At 59.7% G+C, this 19151-nt stretch carries 14 protein-coding genes; 5 read left to right on the plus strand and 9 right to left on the minus strand.

Going from position 1 to position 19151, the window contains the following annotated elements:
- Positions 1–3 precede the first annotated feature (3 nt).
- From kduI to ELE36_RS02890, 3 genes are all read right to left on the minus strand, one after another.
- The gene (gene kduI / locus ELE36_RS02880) at positions 4–900 is read right to left on the minus strand and encodes a 5-dehydro-4-deoxy-D-glucuronate isomerase (protein WP_165371445.1); all 897 of its coding nucleotides are present in this window, start codon (positions 898–900) and stop codon (positions 4–6) included.
- Entirely contained in the window at positions 900–2363 is a 1464-nt protein-coding gene (gene uxaC / locus ELE36_RS02885) for a glucuronate isomerase (RefSeq protein WP_129831662.1), read from the minus strand. The genes kduI and uxaC overlap by 1 nt, the downstream gene beginning before the upstream one ends.
- Positions 2364–2447: 84 nt before the next feature.
- Positions 2448–3467, minus strand: coding sequence for a LacI family DNA-binding transcriptional regulator (locus ELE36_RS02890; protein WP_129836571.1), 1020 nt, complete (start codon positions 3465–3467; stop codon positions 2448–2450).
- Between the two features lie 284 nt (positions 3468–3751).
- On the opposite strand from ELE36_RS02890, the gene ELE36_RS02895 reads away from it, so the two are divergent.
- Positions 3752–5266 (plus strand): UxaA family hydrolase, encoded by a 1515-nt coding sequence (locus ELE36_RS02895; protein WP_129831663.1) that lies wholly within the window; start codon positions 3752–3754, stop codon positions 5264–5266.
- On the plus strand, positions 5263–6753 hold the full coding sequence (locus tag ELE36_RS02900) for a mannitol dehydrogenase family protein (protein ID WP_129831664.1): 1491 nt from the start codon (positions 5263–5265) through the stop codon (positions 6751–6753). The genes ELE36_RS02895 and ELE36_RS02900 overlap by 4 nt, the downstream gene beginning before the upstream one ends.
- A 42-nt stretch (positions 6754–6795) precedes the next feature.
- Here the strand turns inward: ELE36_RS02900 and ELE36_RS02905 are convergent, their stop codons facing one another.
- Genes ELE36_RS02905 through ELE36_RS02920 form a run of 4 tightly spaced genes read right to left on the minus strand, consistent with a single transcriptional unit; the run spans position 6796 to position 10407 of the window.
- Positions 6796–8076 (minus strand): TRAP transporter large permease, encoded by a 1281-nt coding sequence (locus ELE36_RS02905; protein ID WP_129831665.1) that lies wholly within the window; start codon positions 8074–8076, stop codon positions 6796–6798.
- Between the two features lie 2 nt (positions 8077–8078).
- The gene (locus tag ELE36_RS02910; RefSeq protein WP_129831666.1) at positions 8079–8585 is read right to left on the minus strand and encodes a TRAP transporter small permease; all 507 of its coding nucleotides are present in this window, start codon (positions 8583–8585) and stop codon (positions 8079–8081) included.
- Entirely contained in the window at positions 8585–9568 is a 984-nt protein-coding gene (locus ELE36_RS02915) for a TRAP transporter substrate-binding protein (RefSeq protein WP_129831667.1), read from the minus strand. Before ELE36_RS02915 ends, ELE36_RS02910 begins: the two co-directional genes overlap by 1 nt.
- A complete protein-coding gene (locus tag ELE36_RS02920; protein WP_129831668.1) occupies positions 9565–10407 on the minus strand; it encodes a 2-keto-4-pentenoate hydratase in 843 nt (280 codons plus the stop codon). Before ELE36_RS02920 ends, ELE36_RS02915 begins: the two co-directional genes overlap by 4 nt.
- A gap of 295 nt (positions 10408–10702) precedes the next feature.
- Between ELE36_RS02920 and ELE36_RS02925 the strand changes: the two genes are divergently transcribed.
- Complete coding sequence (locus tag ELE36_RS02925; RefSeq protein WP_207215850.1) at positions 10703–12001, plus strand: pectate lyase family protein; 1299 nt, start codon at positions 10703–10705, stop codon at positions 11999–12001.
- 131 nt (positions 12002–12132) lie between these two features.
- On the opposite strand, the gene ELE36_RS02930 is transcribed toward ELE36_RS02925, so the two are convergent.
- Positions 12133–13266, minus strand: coding sequence for a pectinesterase family protein (locus tag ELE36_RS02930; RefSeq protein WP_129831669.1), 1134 nt, complete (start codon positions 13264–13266; stop codon positions 12133–12135).
- A gap of 64 nt (positions 13267–13330) precedes the next feature.
- Positions 13331–16129 (minus strand): TonB-dependent receptor, encoded by a 2799-nt coding sequence (locus ELE36_RS02935; protein ID WP_129831670.1) that lies wholly within the window; start codon positions 16127–16129, stop codon positions 13331–13333.
- A gap of 408 nt (positions 16130–16537) precedes the next feature.
- Between ELE36_RS02935 and ELE36_RS02940 the strand changes: the two genes are divergently transcribed.
- A complete protein-coding gene (locus tag ELE36_RS02940; protein ID WP_165371711.1) occupies positions 16538–17557 on the plus strand; it encodes a sugar kinase in 1020 nt (339 codons plus the stop codon).
- A gap of 173 nt (positions 17558–17730) precedes the next feature.
- A complete protein-coding gene (locus ELE36_RS02945) occupies positions 17731–19146 on the plus strand; it encodes an MBOAT family O-acyltransferase (RefSeq protein WP_129831672.1) in 1416 nt (471 codons plus the stop codon).
- The last annotated feature ends 5 nt before the right edge of the window (positions 19147–19151 follow it).

Below are 19151 nucleotides of genomic sequence, written 5' to 3' on the forward strand. Positions count from 1 at the left end.
TGCTCATTTCAACTGGCAAATGTCGAGCTGTTGCATGTCGGTGTAGTCGAGATTTTCACCGCCCATCGCCCAGATGAAACAATAGTTGGCGGTGCCCGAACCCATGTGGATCGACCACGGCGGCGACACCACGGCTTCATCATTCTGCAGTACCAGATGACGCATCTCGGCGGGTTGTCCCATGAAATGCATGACGCGTTGATCCGGCTTGAGATCGAAGTAAAAATACACCTCCGAGCGGCGGTCGTGCAGATGCGGCGGCATGGTATTCCACACGCTGCCGGTTTTCAGTACGGTCAGGCCGAGCAGCAACTGCGCCGACTTGCAGGTCGCCGGCACGATGTACTGATAAATCGTGCGCTCGTTCGAGGTTTCGAGGGCACCGCGTTGCAGTGACACGGCCTGATTGATCGAGATCAATTTGGTTTCAAAGCGTGCATGCGCCGGCGTCGAGGCGAGATAAAACTTTGCCGGATTGGCGGCATCCGCTGATGTGAATTCAACCTGCTCGCTGCCCATCGGCACGTACAAACCATCCTTCGGTTGCAGGTGGTAGGTTTGGCCATCCACCACCACGCTGCCAGCGCCGCCACCGACATTGACGATGCCGAGTTCGCGTCGTTCAAGAAACGGTTTGCCTTTCGCCGCCGCCGGTTCGGTTTGCGCAGGCAGAACCACGCGCTGCGTTACCGGTGCCGCGCCGCCAATCACAAATCGCTCGTAGTGCGTGTAGTTCAGCGACACCTGATCCGGTCTGAACAAATCGCTGATCAGGTAACGATCACGCAAGGTGTCGTTGTCGGCGCCGTGGATCGAATCCGGATGCGTGGCGTGGTAGGTTTTGGTAAACAAGGTCGTACTCCGGGCGGTTGGTAACGTAGTGCTTTCGGGCGGATGCATCAAAGCCGATAGGCGCGTTTTGGCAGGCGATAGGCCAGATCGATCGCGACCTCGGTCGCCTCGTTTTCGTCGAGCCGATGTTCGGCGACGAGTCGCGCGAGATAAGCGCAATCAACCCGTCGCGCGGTATCGTGGCGTGCCGGGATCGAGAGAAATGCGCGCGTGTCGTCGTTGAAACCCACGGTGTTGTAGAAGCCGGCGGTTTCGGTAGTCTGTTCGCGAAAACGCATGAGGCCTTCGGGGCTGTCATGGAACCACCACGCCGGGCCGAGTTTGAGCGCGGGATAATGTCCGGCGAGCGGTGCGAGTTCGCGGCTGTAGCTGGTTTCGTCAAGCGTGAACACAATGATCGTGAGGCCAGGCTCGTTGCCGTAACGATCCAGCAAGGGTTTCAGCGCGCGTACGTATTCGGTCGCGGTCGGAATATCGGCGCCCTTGTCGCGGCCATAATTGTCGAACAAAAAACGATTGTGATTACGCCACGAGCCCGGATGAATCTGCAGCACAAAACCGTCATCCAGGCTCATGCGTGCCATCTCGGTGAGCATCTGCGCGCGGAACAATTCCGCATCATTGGCATCGAAGCGACCGGCGACAATTCGCTGGAACAATCGCTGCGCTTCGGCTGTGGACAAGTCGGCGGTGCGCGCGGTCGGATGGCCATGATCCGATGAGGTCGTGCCGATTTGCGCAAACGCATGGCGTCGGAATTGATGCGCAGCGAGATAGCCGTGCCAGTCGTGCGTATCCTCGCCGCTGAGCTCGGCGAAACGCCCGAGCGCATCGCGAAATTGCTCGTGTTCGGGATCAACCACCGGGTCGGGACGATATGCGCTGATTACTCGTCCGTTCCAGCCGCTGGCGCGAATCGCGCGATGATGTTCGAGACTGTCGAGCGGCGATTCGGTGGTCGCCAATACCTCGATATTGAATTGATCGAACAATGCGCGCGGGCGGAATTTCGGCGTCGCGAGCGCCGCGGTGATCGTGTCGTAATAGTGATCGGCGGTAGTGGCATCGAGCGCGACATCAAGGCCGAACAGCTTGACGAATGTCTGGTTGAGCCAGACGGTCGATGGCGTGCCGCGAAACAGATACCAGTGTTCGGCGAACAGCCGCCACGCCGCGCGTGGATCGACAGATTTCGCGGCAGCCGCCGACAGCGGCGACTTCGCGGCAATGCCGAGTTCATCCAGCTTGATGCCGTGGCTGTACAGCATGCGATACAGATAATGATCCGGCGTCAGCAGCAACTCGGTGGCGCTTGCAAACGGCGCGTCGCTGGCAAACCAGGCCGGATCGGTATGGCCGTGCGGGCTGATGATTGGCAGGTCGCGCACGCCACTATAAAGGCGACGGGCGATCGCGCGTTGAGTCGGTTCGGCAGGGAAAAGTCGATCCTCGTGCACGATCAAGGCACGTTCGACAGGACGGAGCGATGAGGCGGCGCGCAAGGAAACCATGCCGCATGATAACGCCGCAACGGTGTTTTGGAAACCGGTGTCATTTTTGCTAGAAGCGATCTACTCAATAGCGGATTTTGCTGCTCATTCGGGCGGCTGGCAGGATTCACGCACCACCAGGTGCGGCGTGAACGCGACCGGCGCGGCATTGCTGCCAGGCTCCTGCAACAGCATTGCGGCGGCGCGCAGGCCGATATCGCGGATCGGCAAACGCACCGTGGTCAACGACGGCCACAGCCGGGATGCGAGCGGACTGTCATCGAAACCGACCACCGATAATTGATCAGGGATGCGCAGCCCAAGCCGATACGCCGCCTTGTACACACCTGCGGCCATCTCATCGTTGAGCGCAAAAATCACAGTCGGGCGCGGAGTCAGCGCAAGCAGCCGCTCCGCACATGCCACGCCGGATTCAAACGTGTAACCGCCTTCGACCGTGTATTTGGCCGGCACCTTGATGCCACGTTGCGCCAGTGTCTGCAGGAATCCGCCGCCACGTTCGCGCGCTGAAAGATAGCGATGTGGGCCGGTAATCAGGCCGATATGCCGATGACCGAGCGACTCGACATACTTCGCCACTTCGACCGCGCCTTCGCGATCGTTGGTCGTGATCATGCTGGTATGGTCGTCGAGCTCGACTGCGCCGATACGCGCATAACGGCAATCGATCTCGCGCAGCATGTCGACCAGCGCCTGATCCTCCGACACGCGCGGCACGAGGATCACGCCATACAAACGCTGCTGCAAAACGAACTGGCGCACGCCATCAACATAATCGGCGTTCTTGCTGTCGCACGGATGCACGACCAGCTCGAATCCCGAACCGCGCAAACTATCGAGCGCGCCGTTCTGCATGTGCACGATGTATTGCGCGTTCGGATTGTCGTAGATCATGCCGATCAGGAACGACTTGCGAAACGCGAGGCCGCGCGCCATCGGATCGGGCGCGTAGTTGTGCTCGCGAATCAATGCCTCGACTTTTTCGCGCGTTTCCGGATGCACCAGCGGCGAACGATTGATCACGCGCGAAACGGTCTTTTTTGAAACGCCCGCGAGCCGCGCGATGTCGTTGATCGTCGCCTGGCCGGAACTACCTGATGGCATCAGTGCCGCCGAGACTCGTTTGCGCAACGGTTTGGCGGGAGGCGCGATCGTCTCGGTCGCCACAACACGATTGCGTCGTGTTGTGGCGGGGGCGGTTTTTTTGGCGATACGACGTGGCGGCATAAGTCTGGCGACAGGCAATCGGTTCAGGGCATGCCGCCGATTCTACGCAGATTGGATGTCTCGCAGACAATCCAATCGCAACCTTGCTCAAAAGCGCACCCGACTCGACAAGCTGCACAGATCGAGTTTTAATGACACCGGTTTCCAAAAGCACGAATTTCATGTCCGAATCTCTGCCGGTTTCACAAAAAGCACTGCGCATCAACGACGATGACGATGTCGCGGTTGCATTACAGGATCTGCCCGCGGCAGAGCGTCTGAGCTTCGGCGATGGGGAGATCATGTTGCTGGCGCCGATCGCTGCCGGACACAAGTTTGCCTTGCGCGCGCTGGTTGCTGGCGACGCGGTGCACAAATACGGTTTTCCGATTGGCCGCGCTACGAGCGCTATCGCCGCCGGTGAATGGGTGCACACGCACAATCTGGGTACGGCGCTGATCGGCGAGGATGCCGCCACTTTTTCGTCGGTAGCGAAGGCTATCGTGGTGACGCATACACCCGACGCGGTCCGCACGTTTATGGGCTATCGCCGCGCCGACGGTCGGGTGGGTACGCGCAACGAAATCTGGGTGCTGTGCAGTGTCGGTTGTGTCGCGCACACGGCGCGTCGTGTCGCTGAACTCGGGGCAATACGACACGCCGGAAAAGTCGACGGCATCCATGCTTACACACATGTTTTCGGCTGCTCGCAGCTCGGCGACGATCTCGCCAATACGCGACGCGTGCTCGCTGCGCTGGCGTCGCACGCGAACGTCGGCGGCGTGCTGATCGTCGGCCTGGGTTGCGAGTCGCTGCAACTGCAGCAGTTGCTCGAAACGCTGGCGCCGGTTGCGTCGCAGCGCATCCGCGCGTTCAACACCCAGCAGGTTGACGACGAAATGGAAGCGGGTGCTGCGGCGCTCGATGAACTTGTCGCGATCGCGGCGCAAGACCGTCGTGAGCCCTGTGCGCTTGCCGACCTCGTGATCGGCCTGAAGTGCGGCGGCTCCGATGGGTTCAGCGGCATTACCGCCAACCCGTTGATCGGGCGCATCGCCGATCGCATCGCGGCGGCCGGCGGCACGCCGATCCTCACGGAAATTCCGGAAATCTTCGGCGCCGAGCATCTGTTGATCCAGCGCGCTGCAAGTACACAAGTCGGTGTCGCGATCGCCGCGCTGGTACAAAAATTCAAACGCTATTTTGTCGACCATGGCCAACCGGTCAGCGAAAATCCGTCGCCCGGAAATATCACCGGCGGTATCACCACGCTCGAAGAAAAATCGCTAGGCGCGGTGCAGAAAGCCGGCTCGGCGACGGTCACGCAAGTGCTCGGTTACGGCAAGCGCATCAACACCACCGGTCTCGCCTTGCTCGAAGCGCCGGGCAACGATGCGGTGTCCTCAACCGCGTTGATTGCGGCGGGCGCGACGATACTTTTGTTCACCACGGGTCGCGGCACGCCGCTCGGATTTCCGGCGCCGACGCTCAAGATATCGTCGAATTCCAGTCTCGCATTGAACAAGCCGCGCTGGATCGATTTCGATGCTGGCTGCGTTCTCACCGGCGAACCGATCGAGACCGCGGCCGAGCGTTTGTTCGAGCTGATCTTGCGCACCGCCTCGGGTGAAACGACGCGCAACGAGATCAACGGCGAGCGTCAGATCGCGCTGTGGAAGACCGGAGTAACGCTATGAGCAACGATCCGGTTGCGCAGCACGATGAAGACTCTTCGGCGCATCTCGATGTGAACGCGCTGAAGCAATTGCCAGCCGATATTCAGCGGCCACGTTACCCACTCGATACGATCGATATCGGCGTGGCCCATCTTGGCCCGGGCGCGTTCCATCGTGCGCATCAGGCGTGGTTTTTTGATGACGCGCTGAATCACGATACGCGCTGGGGCGTGAGCGCGATTTCGCTGAAAACGGCAAGCCTGCGCGATGCGCTCGCGCCGCAAAACGGTTTGTATACCGTGGCGGTGCTCGACGCGACGATTCGTGATCGCGTGATTGGCGCGCTGCGCGAAACCTTGGTCGCGAGCGAGGATCGGCAACGTGCACTTGCGCGACTCAGCGCGGCGCAAACGCGCATCGTGACTCTGACGATTACCGAAAAAGGCTATTGCCTCGATGCCGACGGACAGCTCGATTTTTCGCACCCCGATATTCGTGCCGATCTTGCTGCGCCGCATGCGCCGAGCAGCAGCATCGGTTATCTCGTCGCGGCGCTGCGTCAGCGTCGCGAGCGCGGCATAAAACCGTTCAGCGTGATCAGTTGCGACAATCTTTCCGACAATGGCGGCAAGCTTGGCCGCGCCGTGGTCGCGCTGGCCGGCGCGCGCGATAGCGACCTCGCACGCTGGATCGAGGCCGAGGTGGCGTTTCCGCGCAGCATGGTCGACAGCATCGTGCCGGCCACCGATGCCGCGCTGCGCGAGCGCGTGGCCGCCGCGCTCGGTGTCGAGGATCGTTGGCCGGTGCAGCGCGAGGCGTTTGCGCAATGGGTCATCGAAGATCGTTTCTGCAACGACGTGCCGGATTGGACCGCGATCGGAGTCAACATCACCCGTGATGTCGCCGCGTTCGAGCGCGCCAAATTGCGATTGCTCAATGGTGCACATTCAACCTTGGCGTACCTCGGTTTGCTGGCCGGTCACGAAACCGTGCTGCAGGCGATGGACGATACGGCGCTCGCGATATTCGTCGAAAATCTCATGCGCGAAGATATTTCTCCGACCGTGTCTGTGCCTGCGGATTTTGATCTGGACGGCTATATCGGCAGCGTGCTCGCGCGCTTTCGCAATCGCGCGATGTCGCATGCGCTCGCGCAGATCGCGTGGGACGGATCGCAGAAATTGCCGTTCCGTCTGCTCGCGACGATTCGCGACGCGCTGATCGAGAATCGCTCGATCAAGCGTTTATGTGTGCCTATCGCGGCGTGGCTGCACTTCATCCGACGCGCGTTGGCGGCACAGCGCGTATTGGTCGATCCGCTGGCTGAGATGCTGAATGCGGCGGCGCGGCGCTGTGACGGCAGCGGCACACACGACGTTGTCGAATTTCTCGACATTGGCAAGATTTTCGGTGAGGACTTGCCACGCGATCCGCGCTTTGTCGCGGCCTTGGTTCGCGCTTATGATCGCCTCGCAACGCTGTCGATTGATGAGGCTTTGCGCCGCTGATTCAGCGCTCGGCGCTCCGCGACAATTCCGCCAATCGCAACTTCATTTCAGCAGTGCCGGCAGCCATAACGACAATGCCGGGATGAAGGTCACCGCGATCAACACGGCGAACGCGGCGAGGTAGAACGGCCAGATCGTGCGCATGGTTTCGCCGATGGAAATCTTGCCGATCGCGGTGCCGACAAACAGCACCGATCCGAGCGGTGGCGTGATCAGGCCGATGCCGCCCTTGAGGATCAGGATGATGCCGAAATGCACCGGATCGACGCCGATGGCTTTTGCCAGCGGCAGGAAAATCGGCGTGCAGATGATGATCATCGGCGCGAGATCCATGAACGTGCCGAGTACGAGCAGGATCAGTACCATCAGCAACAGCAGCAGGTTCTTGTCGTGCGTCAGCGACGTGAGCGCATTCACCGCGGCGGTTGGAATCTGCAGATACGCCAGCAGCCAGCCGAACGATGCCGCCGCGGCGATCACGAACAGGATCATGCCGGTCATGCGCGCGGCCTGCGCGCAGGTCTGCACGAAGTCGCGCCAGCGCAGTTTGCGGTATACCAGCGCGGTGACGAGCAATGCATAGCAGACCGCGATCGCGGCACTTTCGACCGCCGTGAAAATCCCGGCACGGATACCGACAAAAATCAGCGCAACCAATAGCAGGCCAGGCAACGCCGCAACAAAACGTTGCGCGACGACAACCATGCCCGGGAACGGTTCAACCGCGTAACCGCGGCGCCGCGCGATCCACCAACCGGTGAACATCAGCGCCACCGTCAGCAGCAATGCCGGGATGATACCGGCGGCGAACAGGTCGGCGATCGAGATGCCGCCGCCGGCCGAGGCCGAATACAGAATGAGGTTGTGCGATGGCGGCACCAGCAGTGCGACCAGTGCTGCGGTAACGCTGACATTGACCGCAAAGTCGCGATCAAATCCACGCTGCACCATCTGCGGAATCATCGCGCCGCCGATCGCCGAAACGTCGGCCAGCGCCGAGCCGGAAACGCCGCCGAAGAACAGCGATGACAGCACGCTGACCTGACCAAGACCGCCACGCAAATGCCCGACCAACGCCGCGGCGAGCCCGATCAGGCGCTCGGAAATTCCACCGCGCAACATGATTTCGCCGGCAAAAATAAACAACGGGATCGCTATCAACGACGCGGTGCCGGCGCCAGCGACCACCTGCTGCACGACCACGATCGGCGGCAGACCGAGATAAGTCACGGTGGCCAATGACGCGCAGATCAACGAGAACGCGACCGGCACGCCGATCACCAGCAGCAACGCGAATACTCCGAACAAAATCAGCGTGGCCATCTTCAGGCGCCTTCAATAATTGGCAACGCGGCGGGCGCGAAAATGCGCTCCAGCGCGAACAACGCGATCAATAAACCGCCGGTCGCCATCGGCAGGAAGTTCGCACTCTGCGGCAATACTGCGCCGGCCATCGGCACCGACCAGCCATCGATGAACAAGGTGCCGCTCCACCACGCCAGCATCAAACCGACTGCCGCGACGATCGTATTCGCGAGGCCCTGCAAAAATCGGCGCAGCGCTGGCGGCGACGATTGCACGAGGATGAAAAAACCGAAATGCGAAGCACTGCGCACGCTGCATGCGGCGCCGAGACTCATCGCCGTCGTCAGCAGCAACAACGCGACCGGCTCGGTCCAGCCCGGCGAATTGTTGAGCACGTAACGCGCAAATACCTGCCATGCTTCGACGCCGGCCATGCCGATCAGCGCGGCGCCGGCGATCAGTATGGCGAGATCCGACAAGCTCGCGAGCAAGCCGCTTGTGGGTAACGATGGAGCGGTAGTGAGCATCACGCCAGCGCCCGGATTTTTTTGTACAGCGTATCGATCGCAGGATCGCGCCGATACGCGCTGAGTGTTGCGGCGGTCGCAGTTTCAAACGCGCGACGATCGACCTCGTTCACCTTGACGCCCTTTGCGATCACATAGTCACGCGATTCGATTTCGGATTTGTCCCACAACTCGCGCATCACCGTGACCGAGCGCGCGGCGATATCGAGCACTAGCGCGCGATCTTCGGTCGCCAAACTTTCCAGCCGCTGTTTCGACATCAACAGCGCTTCCGGCGAATACGAATGTGCGGTCTGCGACCAATAATGCGCGACCTCGAACTGACGCGTGGTGTGAAAACTTTGCCAGTTATTTTCGGCGCCATCGATCAGATGCGTTTGCAATGCGGAAAAAACTTCGCCATACGGCAGCGGCGTCGGATTAGCGCCGAGCGCGCGCACCATGTCCATGAAAATATCCGACGGCGGCACGCGGATTTTCAAGCCATGCAGATCTTGCGGCGTGTACACCGGGCGGCGCGTGTTGTAGAAACAGCGCGCACCGGAATCATAAAACGCCAAGCCGACCAGATCGCGACGTTCGAAACTGGCGAGAATTTCGCGACCGACCGCGCCGTCCAGCGCACGCCGCATATGCGCCGTCGAATCGAACACATACGGCAGTGACAGAATTTGCGTCGACGGAAACGGATTGTTGAGCGCCGCCATGTTCACGCGCGTGATATCGAGCGCGCCGAAACGCGCCATGTCGATCGAATCGGATTCGCGGCCGAGCTGGCCGGAGTGATACAGCCGCAGGCGCAACCGGCCACCGGTTTCGCGTTCCAGCGTGTCGCCGACCCAGCGCAGTGCCTCGACCGTGGGATAACCCTGCACGTGCACATCGGTCGCGGTGAGCACGGTATCACCGCGTTGCGCGCGCGCCGCGGCGCTGGCGAAAAATGCAACAGCGCCGGTCAGCATGGCGCGGCGGGTGATGCTCATTTCGCCGCTCGTGTTTGCATGAAGGCGCGCGCCTCGACCGCGCGGCAACGGATCGCGCCATACGCGCCGAATTCAGCCAGCGCCTCTTGCCCGCTGACGATGTCGTGAATGCCGGTGACGGCGCCTGTGGTGATGAGATCGCCGGCGCGCAAGGGTCGGCCGTTGCGTGCGCAGCGCGATAGCGCAAACGCCAGCGCGGCGAGCAATCCATCAGCCACATCCGATGCAGCGCCAGCGCCGACGCGATGTTCGGCGATCATCATCGTGCAGTTCAATTCGGTTTCAGCCAACGATAGTCCGCCAGCGATTTTCGGCCCAAGCAGCAGACCCGCATTGTTGCCGAAATCGCTGACCACGACGCGCGGCCCGAGCGCGTTGATCGTGGCCAGTGGGCTGCCCGCGGTTTCGATGCCGATATACATTTCTGCAACCATGGCGCGCGCTTCATCGGCGCTCCAGACGATTTTTTCGCGCGGCGCGTCTTCGCCGAGACGGAATACAAACTCGGCTTCGACCGCCGCAAAACCACCCTCGAAAACTGGAAATTCCAGCGAGCGTCCGTCTTGCGCGAGTTGCAGGTTGCGGGCAAAGATCGGCCCGACCAGACGATCATCGCCACCGGGTTCGCGTTGCGCCGCGGCGATATAGCCAACCTTCCAGCCGACGATGGAATCCGGCCAGCGCTGGATTGCTGCGCTCTGGCAGCGATACGCCGCATCGAGCGTGAGCGGAATCGAACCCGGAAATCCATCGAGCGCAACGCCCGCCAAGCGCGCCTGCACAAAACGCTTGGCGATTGCGCCATCGACGTCGGTGCTGTCCATTCTGGTTTCGCTCATCGACTGGCTCACGGTTGTATTGGTGTGATTTGAAGAGCGCTTCAGGTGGCGCAACTGCGTGCGAACCCGATTCCAAAAATGCTCTGGAAACTGTATAAAGGAAACCGGTGTCATTTTCAATCTGCAAACGCATAATCAGCGACATCGACATCGACAGCTTCGGCGCATCATTGCTGCAACACGAAAAGAGGGGCCGCGCCAACTCAGCGGCATTCGAGAGGGTGGAGAGATGAAGGTTTTGAATTCATGTTTTTGCGCGGCGGGATCAATGTGCGTGAGGATGGCATCGTGTTGCATGATTCTGGCGCTCGCGACGCTGACGCCGACGTTGGCGATGGCTGCCGAATCGGCGCTGGCTTTCCCGGGCGCGCAAGGCTGGGCCGCGCATACGCCTGGTGGACGCGACGGCAAGATTCTGCGTGTCACCACGCTCAAGCCGCGTGGTCCGGGTTCGTTGCGCGAGGCACTGGAAACCGCGGGTCCGCGCACGGTGGTATTCGAAGTGGGCGGTGTCATCGATCTGGATCGCGACACGCTTGATGTCAAGGAACCGTTCCTGACCATCGCCGGCCAGACCGCGCCTTCGCCCGGAATCACTTTGGTCCGCGGCGGCATCGACGTGCGCACACACGACGTCGTGATCCGGCATATCCGCATCCGTCCGGGCGATGCCGAAGTCGCGCATTTCGGCGGCTGGGAACACGACGGATTTTCCACCTATGAAGGCGCGGTCGATGTGATCGTCGACCATTGCTCGCTGACCTGGGCGACCGACGAAAATCTTTCATCGTCGGGCAAACGTTTTATTGGCGAAACCCCGGATGACTGGCGCAACAATACCTCCCACCGCATAACCTTCAGCAATAATCTGATCGCCGAAGGTCTTGCGTTTGCATCGCATGCCAAGGGCGAACATTCGAAGGGTTCACTGATCCACGATAACGTCAACGACATCCTGATTATCGGCAATCTGTACGCACACAATTTTGAACGCAGCCCGTTGTTCAAGGGCGGCGTGCGCGGCATGGTGATCAATAATCTGATCTACGATCCGGGCCAGCGCGCGATCCACTACAACCTGATTGCCGAGGAATGGGGCGATCATCCATACCAGTTGGGTCGCCTCGCGATGATCGGTAACGCGATGCGCGCGGGGCCGTCGACGCCGAACGATGTTGCGCTGTTCATGCTTGGTGGCTCCGGCGATATCGAGTTGTATCAGGAAGACAATATTGCGGTCGATCGCATCGGTCGGCCGTTGCCGATCCTCGGGCGCTACACCACCACCGCGGCGAAAATCATCGAACTCAAGCAGCGTCCGGTTTTGCCCGAAGGCGTGAAGCCGATTACCGCGGTGCAAGTGCAGGACGCAGTCATCAACGGCGTCGGTGCGCGGCCGTGGGACCGCGATCACGACGATGCGCGAGTGGTCTCAGACACGGTCGAAGGGCGCGGTCGTATTATCGATAGCCAGACTGATGTCGGCGGTTATCCGCATCAGTCCGAAACACATCAGGCCTTTGTCGCCGAGGATTGGGATCTGGCCACGATGACGCCGCGCAAACCGTATTCCGCGAGAGTACGGCCGCATTGATCGAGCGATGAATAGTTCGATGCAATAACAGTGCGCAGGATCCAGCCCGGACCCTGCGCATGAATTTTTGGCAAATGTTGCAAATGTTTTAAAGTTAAAAAGTATACTTTCGCTCGATGCGCGAGTTAGCGTCAAAACATTGCTGCAGTCGAGTTGTAATCCCAGCCTTGCAGTACCCGCGCAGTTGCATACGCAGCCGATTCTTCCGCGCTTAGCCAGATGCGTATTGCGTCGTGCAACGCGCCCGGGCCGCGGCTGGCGTATTCCGCGAGTCGCGCCTCCTGCGGCGTAAACAGCACGCGGCTGCCATCACGCGCGGTGTAGGTCATCGCGTCCCAGCCGACCGCATCGATGTGGTCGTCCATCCAGCAGTCGATGAACGCGGCATTGCCGCGGATGGCCGGATCGCCGTAACGGCCGTCGCTGAAAGTTCGCGTCGGTCGCCACGGCCGACCAAGCGCCACACTGCGCGCCGGCACTGCAGATTCTTTGAGCAAGCGGCAATCACGAAACACCAATCCGTAGCGTTGAGAAGCGAGTGTGCTCGGCACTGCAACATAACCTTGGCGTTGTTTGCCAGGACGAAAGCGCGAGAGGATCTCGCAATGTTCGAGCACGCACTGGCCGCCCCCGAAGATGAAATCGACGCTGCCGGCGACTCGGCAATTGCGCAGCAGGCAGCGGCCTGAATCGACGAATAGCGTATCTTGCTGGCCGCTGATATTTACGTCTTCGAGCAACGCACAATCTGATCCAGCATCGAGCATCAACGCGACAGCTTGTGCACCGTTCGCGCCGATCGCCTGCAGTGTCGGGTGTGCGATTTCACCGAGATAATCGAAGCCGTTTTCGATAGACATGCTATGCACGCTGAAACCCGGCGCGCGCACGATAATGCTGGCACATCGCCACGTTCCCCACGGCTCACCGTCTGGCGCAAGATGTCCGGCGGCTGCGTCGTAACTCACGATGCATGTTTCGCGATCGTCGCCGATCAGCCGGATATTCGGCTTGTCGATGACGAGTTTTTCGTGCCAGCGCCCGGGCGTGATGCGAATGCGCCAGATACGTTTTCCATCGGCGGGCGCGGCATCGATCGCGGCGCGGACGCTCGCAAAATTTGGGATGTTTGGATGGCTGGCGCGACCGTTCTCGAGTGTGACTACTGCATCGAAAGCTGCCGCGGGGCGCAATCGCAAACAACCGATCGGCGCGAGAGAGGCGAGCGCGGCGGCCTGCAAAAAATGGCGGCGTGGATGGTTCATTTTTCATCGCAACGGCGGAGCATCACGCTCCGCCGTCATGGTTAAACGAGTCATCAAATCGCGATCAGAAGCGCAGTCGAACACCAACGTAATACTCGCGACCAGTGCGGGTATAAACCACCGAACGTTCACCGGTCGAACTCACGTACAGATTGTTCGGCGTGTTGGTGAGGTTGATGCCTTCGAAGCTGAATTCGAGATTCTGGTTGTATTTCCACGAGGTCATGAAGTCGACGTTGGTCGTGCCTTTGGTGCCTTCGACATCGTTGTTGTTGCGTCCCGGCACAGTGGTCAGATAACCATCGCGGTGTGCAACTGATACACGCGCGGAATACGTACCGTTGTCGTAAAACAGTGTGCCGTTATAGGCGTTTTTCGACAGCCCGGTGAGATCGGTCAGCAAGGAATTAGCACCGGTCGAGGTCACGTACTGAATCTTCGAAGTAACGTGGGTGTAATTGATGATCGTACCGAAATCTTTCCAGAATCCCGGCAGGAAAGTGAAGGACTGCTGGTAGCCGAGTTCAATACCATTGAGCTTGCCACCCGGGGTGTTGACCGGAATGGTGAAATCGAAATCATCGGTAGGCAATGCCGCGGTACCGGCGATGAGACTCACTGGCAGACCCGACGCGCTGAACGGTTGCGTGGTATGCGAAACCTGCTCGAACGAATCGATATCCTTGCGGAACAATGCGCCCGAGAGATATGAGCCCGTCGCGAAATACCACTCCAGACCGAGGTCGTAGGTTTTGGCGCGGTACGGATCGAGATACGGGTTGCCACCCGATACCACGCGGCTGCCACCGCTGACGCTGACATTCACGCCCGGCGAGAGGTTGCCGAGATCCGGACGCGTCAATACTTTCGCCGCACCAAAGCGCAACAGCCAGTCGTCAGCGAGGCTCAGTGCGAGGTTCATCGAAGGCAGCGTATCGCTGTAGCTGCGGCTGACCGAGGTCTGCACGAGGCCACCGTTGATGATCGCAAAACCGGTCGAGAATTGATCGGTATCGACGCGACGCACGCCGGCATCACCGCGCAACGGCATGCCGAACACGGTAGTGTCGAAACTGGCCTGCACGTAGCCACCACGATCGGTTTCCTTGACGCTGCGGTTGTTGCCATTCGCGCCGTTGGACGCTGGCGACAGGGAGAACGTGCCTTGGTTGCCGTAGATGTTGAAGAGCTTGGCGAAGGCGTCGATGTTTGGCACCACCCAGCCGTTGGGTGTGCCGCCCGGCGCGCCGAGTTTGCCGCCGAAATCCATGAGCTGGGTGAGATCAGCCAAGCTGGTGCCGGTCGGCAGATTCGGTACGCTGACTTCGGATGCGCGGCGCATTTCGCTGGTCTGGAACTTGTAATCCTTGTCGTTGAGGCCGCCCTTGAGATGCAAATGCTCGGTGATGTCCCACGTCAGATCGATCTGTTTCGCGAGCTCAAGATTGCTGGTTGTGTTCGGGCGCAGGCGCAGTTCCGACTGACCATTCGCAAACGACCAGTTCGCCGGATTGCCGACATCAAAACCGTAGTTGATCGCGGGCAGATTCGGATTGTTGCGGTAGTCGTACGAAAAATTATTGGCGTTGGCGTGATCAAGCGTGACCGTGGTCTGATATGGGTTGGTATAGTCGGAGCGCGAATGGCCGATCATCAAATCGAGCTTGAAATTGTCGCCGAATTTTTGATCGAGATTCAGTGTGGTCTGACCAAACTGCGTTTCGAGTTGGTCGTAGCGACCTTCCACGCGCATGTCGACATTGTCGAATACGCCGTAAACCAGATTGCCGTTCGGTGCGACCACGCCATCCTTGACGATGGTCTGCGGTTTGCCGGTGCCGCTGCGACTGAAAGACACGGCTTCAAGATCGTATTCGCGACGTTTTTCCTTGAAGTCCGCATACAGTCCATCGACCGTAAGCAGGGTGCTGTCGGTGATCTGCCATTGATACGAGCCGGTCAAACCGACGCGGTCCTGGTCGTGGGTATACACGTTGTAGCGTGGCAGGCGCGGGATGAACGTGGTCGGCAACAGCGCGTCTTTAAACGGCGATGCTGCCGCAAAACCGCCACTGCTCGGACCGTTGTCCCAGCGCACGCTGCCGCTGCCTGCTTCGGTGACGTTGCGATGGGTATACGCCGCCGAAAACAGCAGGCCCATCTTGCCATCGTCGAACACGTCGCCGATCAATGCGGTCGCGCGTGAATTGACCTTGTCCGCCTGGATATTCTCGCCGCCCTGCACCGAGCTGGAGAACACGAATTTGTTGAAATCGAACGGGTGTGGTGTATGCAGATCGACGGTCGCGCCGAGTGCGCCTTCGGCGATGTCGGCGGAAGCAGATTTGTGTACTTCGATCTTGTTGAACAGATCGGCGGAGAACACGTTGAAATCGAACGCGCGCGTGCGGTTATTGCCGCCGTTGTTGTCGTCGGCGCCAGTGGTTGCGAGCGAGTCCATGCCGTTGATGCGGACCTGGGTGAAGTTCGGGCCGAGGCCATCGACGGAAATCTGCCGCCCTTCGCCGGCGACGCGCGAAATGCTGATGCCCGGGATGCGCTGCAGCGATTCGGCGAGGTTCAAATCCGGGAATTTGCCAATGTCTTCGGCCATGATCGCATCGACCATGCCGACGGAATCGCGTTTCAGATCGATCGCTTTTTCCAAACTGCCGCGATAGGTTACAACCACATCGCTGAGCTGGGTGGTCTTGTCTTTCGTAGCGCTGGAATTTGCGCCAGGCGATCCGGCGGATTGCGGATCAGCTGCTGCGGTAGTTGCGGCTGTATTGTCTTCGCCATCGGGCTGGGCGATGGCCGTCTGTGCCGACGCGCCGTTTGCACTGCCGTACAATACGAGCATGATTGCCACCGACAATACCGCCCTGAGCGCCCCTGGATTTCCCCGTGTACTATTTTTCACTTTGTATACCCTCCGTACGATTGCTGTGTGCCGCCGCAACTGCAGCCTGATTTATGACACCGGTATCATTTTTTATGTTTAAATATTGACACCGGTGACATAACGAAGCGTAACAAACACCGCAGTGCAGCAACAAGTATCTTTTTAACACTGGTTTTGGAAATGCTGCGGGCCGCACAAATGCTTGTATTTTGGATGATTTTAACAAGCACATGGCCCATGTTGCGACGCACAAGTGATTCGCGCCGATGTTGAAATATCGCTGGCACGATCCGTTTCTCGCTATCCGGACGAGATCGAAAACCTTATCTGCTTGACTCTTTGGCCATTGAATCGGGACGAGTGCAAATCATGTCGACACGCTTTGTATGTTTTGGTGAGTTGCTGCTGCGCCTTGGTGCACCCGGGCGCGAATTGCTGTTGCAATCGCCGCATCTCGATGTGCACGTGGGGGGTGCCGAAGCCAATGTCGCGGTCGCGCTTGCGCACTTCGGTCATGTCGTCGCACTGGTCAGCAGCGTGCCGGAAAATGCACTCGGAAAAGCCGCGCTCGGCGAGATGCGTCGGCACGGCGTGGATACCACGGGGATCACGCGCAAGCCCGGGCGCATGGGTTTGTATTTTATCGAGACGGGCGCGGCGCAACGACCTAGCGACGTTTTGTACGATCGTGCCGACTCCGCTTTTGCCCGCGTCTTGCCCGAGAGCTATGACTGGCCGTATTTGCTCGCTGGCGCGCAGGTATTGCATGTCTCCGGGGTCACTCCGGCGGTTGGCGCGAACGCCGCATCTGCGGCCATCGCAGCGGTAAAGGCGGCGCGTGCCGCCGGCCTTGACGTCGTCTTTGATGGCAATTTTCGCAGCAAACTGTGGCAGGCCTGGGATGGTGATGCGAGCGCGATCTTGCATGAGATTTTCGCGTGCGCCGATCTGGTATTTGCCGATCATCGCGATATCGCGATCGCCTTGAATCGGGATTTCTCCGCGGTGCGACACGACGATATCGCGCAGGTTGCGACTGACGCAGCGTTCGCGGCTTTTCCGCAACTCAAGCGTATCGCCGCGACCCAGCGCCGCCAGCATAGCGTCGATCATCACGAGCTCTCGGCCACATTGTTCACGCGCGATGGCGTGATCGAAACGCCGGGCTACAGCATGACCCCGATCGTCGATCGCGTCGGCGGCGGCGACGCTTTCGCCGCAGGCATGCTGCACGGTTTGTACAGCGGAATGAGCGATGCCGACAGCTTGAATTTCGGCCTCGCCGCGGCCTGCCTGAAACATTCCGTGCCCGGCGATTTTTTGCGTCTCGAAACAACTGATGTCGCCGCGTTTCTCGGCGAACAACGTTTCGATATTCGGCGTTAGAATTCAGCGCCGATCGACGGCTCGATCCGCCGACTCGGCAAAGCTTGCACGACCAAGGCATAATCGTCGCGGTGTGTTTTTACAGGCATGCTGCAGGCCACGCCGCGCTCGGGAGCACGCGGCGGCACGCTCGATCGAGCGCATGGCGACAGTACTAATCCGCGGGGAAGGCGATGGTTTTCAATTCACTGACGTTTGTGGTTTTTTTTGCGCTTGTGCTCGCGTTGCATACGCTGCCGTTTTCGTGGCGTGTGAAAAAAATCAATCTGCTGCTCGCGAGTTATCTGTTCTACGCGGCGTGGAATCCGCCGTTCGTCGTGCTGCTGTGGTTATCGACCGTGGTCGACTGGTATGCGGCGCAGCAAATCGTTCATTCGCAGATCGCATCACGCCGCCGCGCGTGGATGTTGTTGTCGGTGATCGCCAATCTCGGTGTGCTCGCGTATTTCAAATACGGCACATTTCTGCTGGAGAATTTTCGCGTGCTGATGGCCGCTGCGGGCATCGATTATCAGCCGCCGGATTTCGCGATCGTGTTGCCAGTCGGCATTTCGTTCTACACCTTTGCGACGATGTCTTACACGCTGGATGTGTATCTGCGCCGCGCCGAACCGACGCGTTCTTTTCTCGACTTCGCGCTGTTCGTCACATTCTTTCCGCACCTCGTCGCCGGGCCGATCATGCGCCCGACCGAACTGGTGCCGCAGTTCGAAAAACCGCGTCGCGCCAGCTCCGATCAATTGCGTTTTGGTCTCGCCCTGATCACGCTCGGACTGTTCGAAAAAGTCGTACTTGCCGACGGTTTTCTAGCCGGCGCGGCGGAGCTGGTTTACGACGGCATGAGGATTCCCGGTGCGCTCGATGCGTGGGCGGCGACACTCGCGTTCAGCGGTCAGATTTTCTGCGATTTCGCCGGATATTCGACCACCGCCATCGGTGTGGCGATGTGTCTTGGCTTCGCGTTGCCGGACAACTTTCGTTTTCCGTATGCGGCGATCGGTTTCTCGGATTTCTGGCGACGCTGGCACATCACCCTGTCGTCGTATCTGCGCGATTATTTGTACATCCCGCTCGGTGGCAACCGGCACGGCGAGGCGCGCACTTACTTGAGCCTCATGGCGACGATGCTGCTCGGTGGACTGTGGCATGGCGCGAGCTGGACGTTTGTCGTCTGGGGCGGTCTGCACGGTTTTTATCTGGGCGTTGAACGCGCCTTGCGACAGCGTTTTTCCGGCTATCGCCCGAACGCGCTGGCGCTGTTCGGCTTCGCCATATTGACTTATGTTTTGATCAACGTGACTTGGGTATTTTTCCGCGCCAAGGGTTTCGCCAAAGCGTGGCTGGTATTGAGCGGCATGCTCGGAATGAATGCGTCCGCCGTGCCGATTATTTCTGCGGTGCAGCTGCTCATCGTCGCGATCATCGTCGGCGGACTCGTCACTACGCACTGGCTCATGCGCAACAGCACCCTCGAAACCCTGATCGCGCGCACCCCGGTCGCATTGCTCACCGTGGTGTGGGCGTGCATGGCATTCGCCATCCTCATCGAACAAGGCAGCGGCAATGCATTCATCTATTTCCAGTTCTGAGAAAG

Source organism: Pseudolysobacter antarcticus (assembly GCF_004168365.1).
Taxonomy (GTDB): Bacteria; Pseudomonadota; Gammaproteobacteria; order Xanthomonadales; family Rhodanobacteraceae; genus Pseudolysobacter; species Pseudolysobacter antarcticus.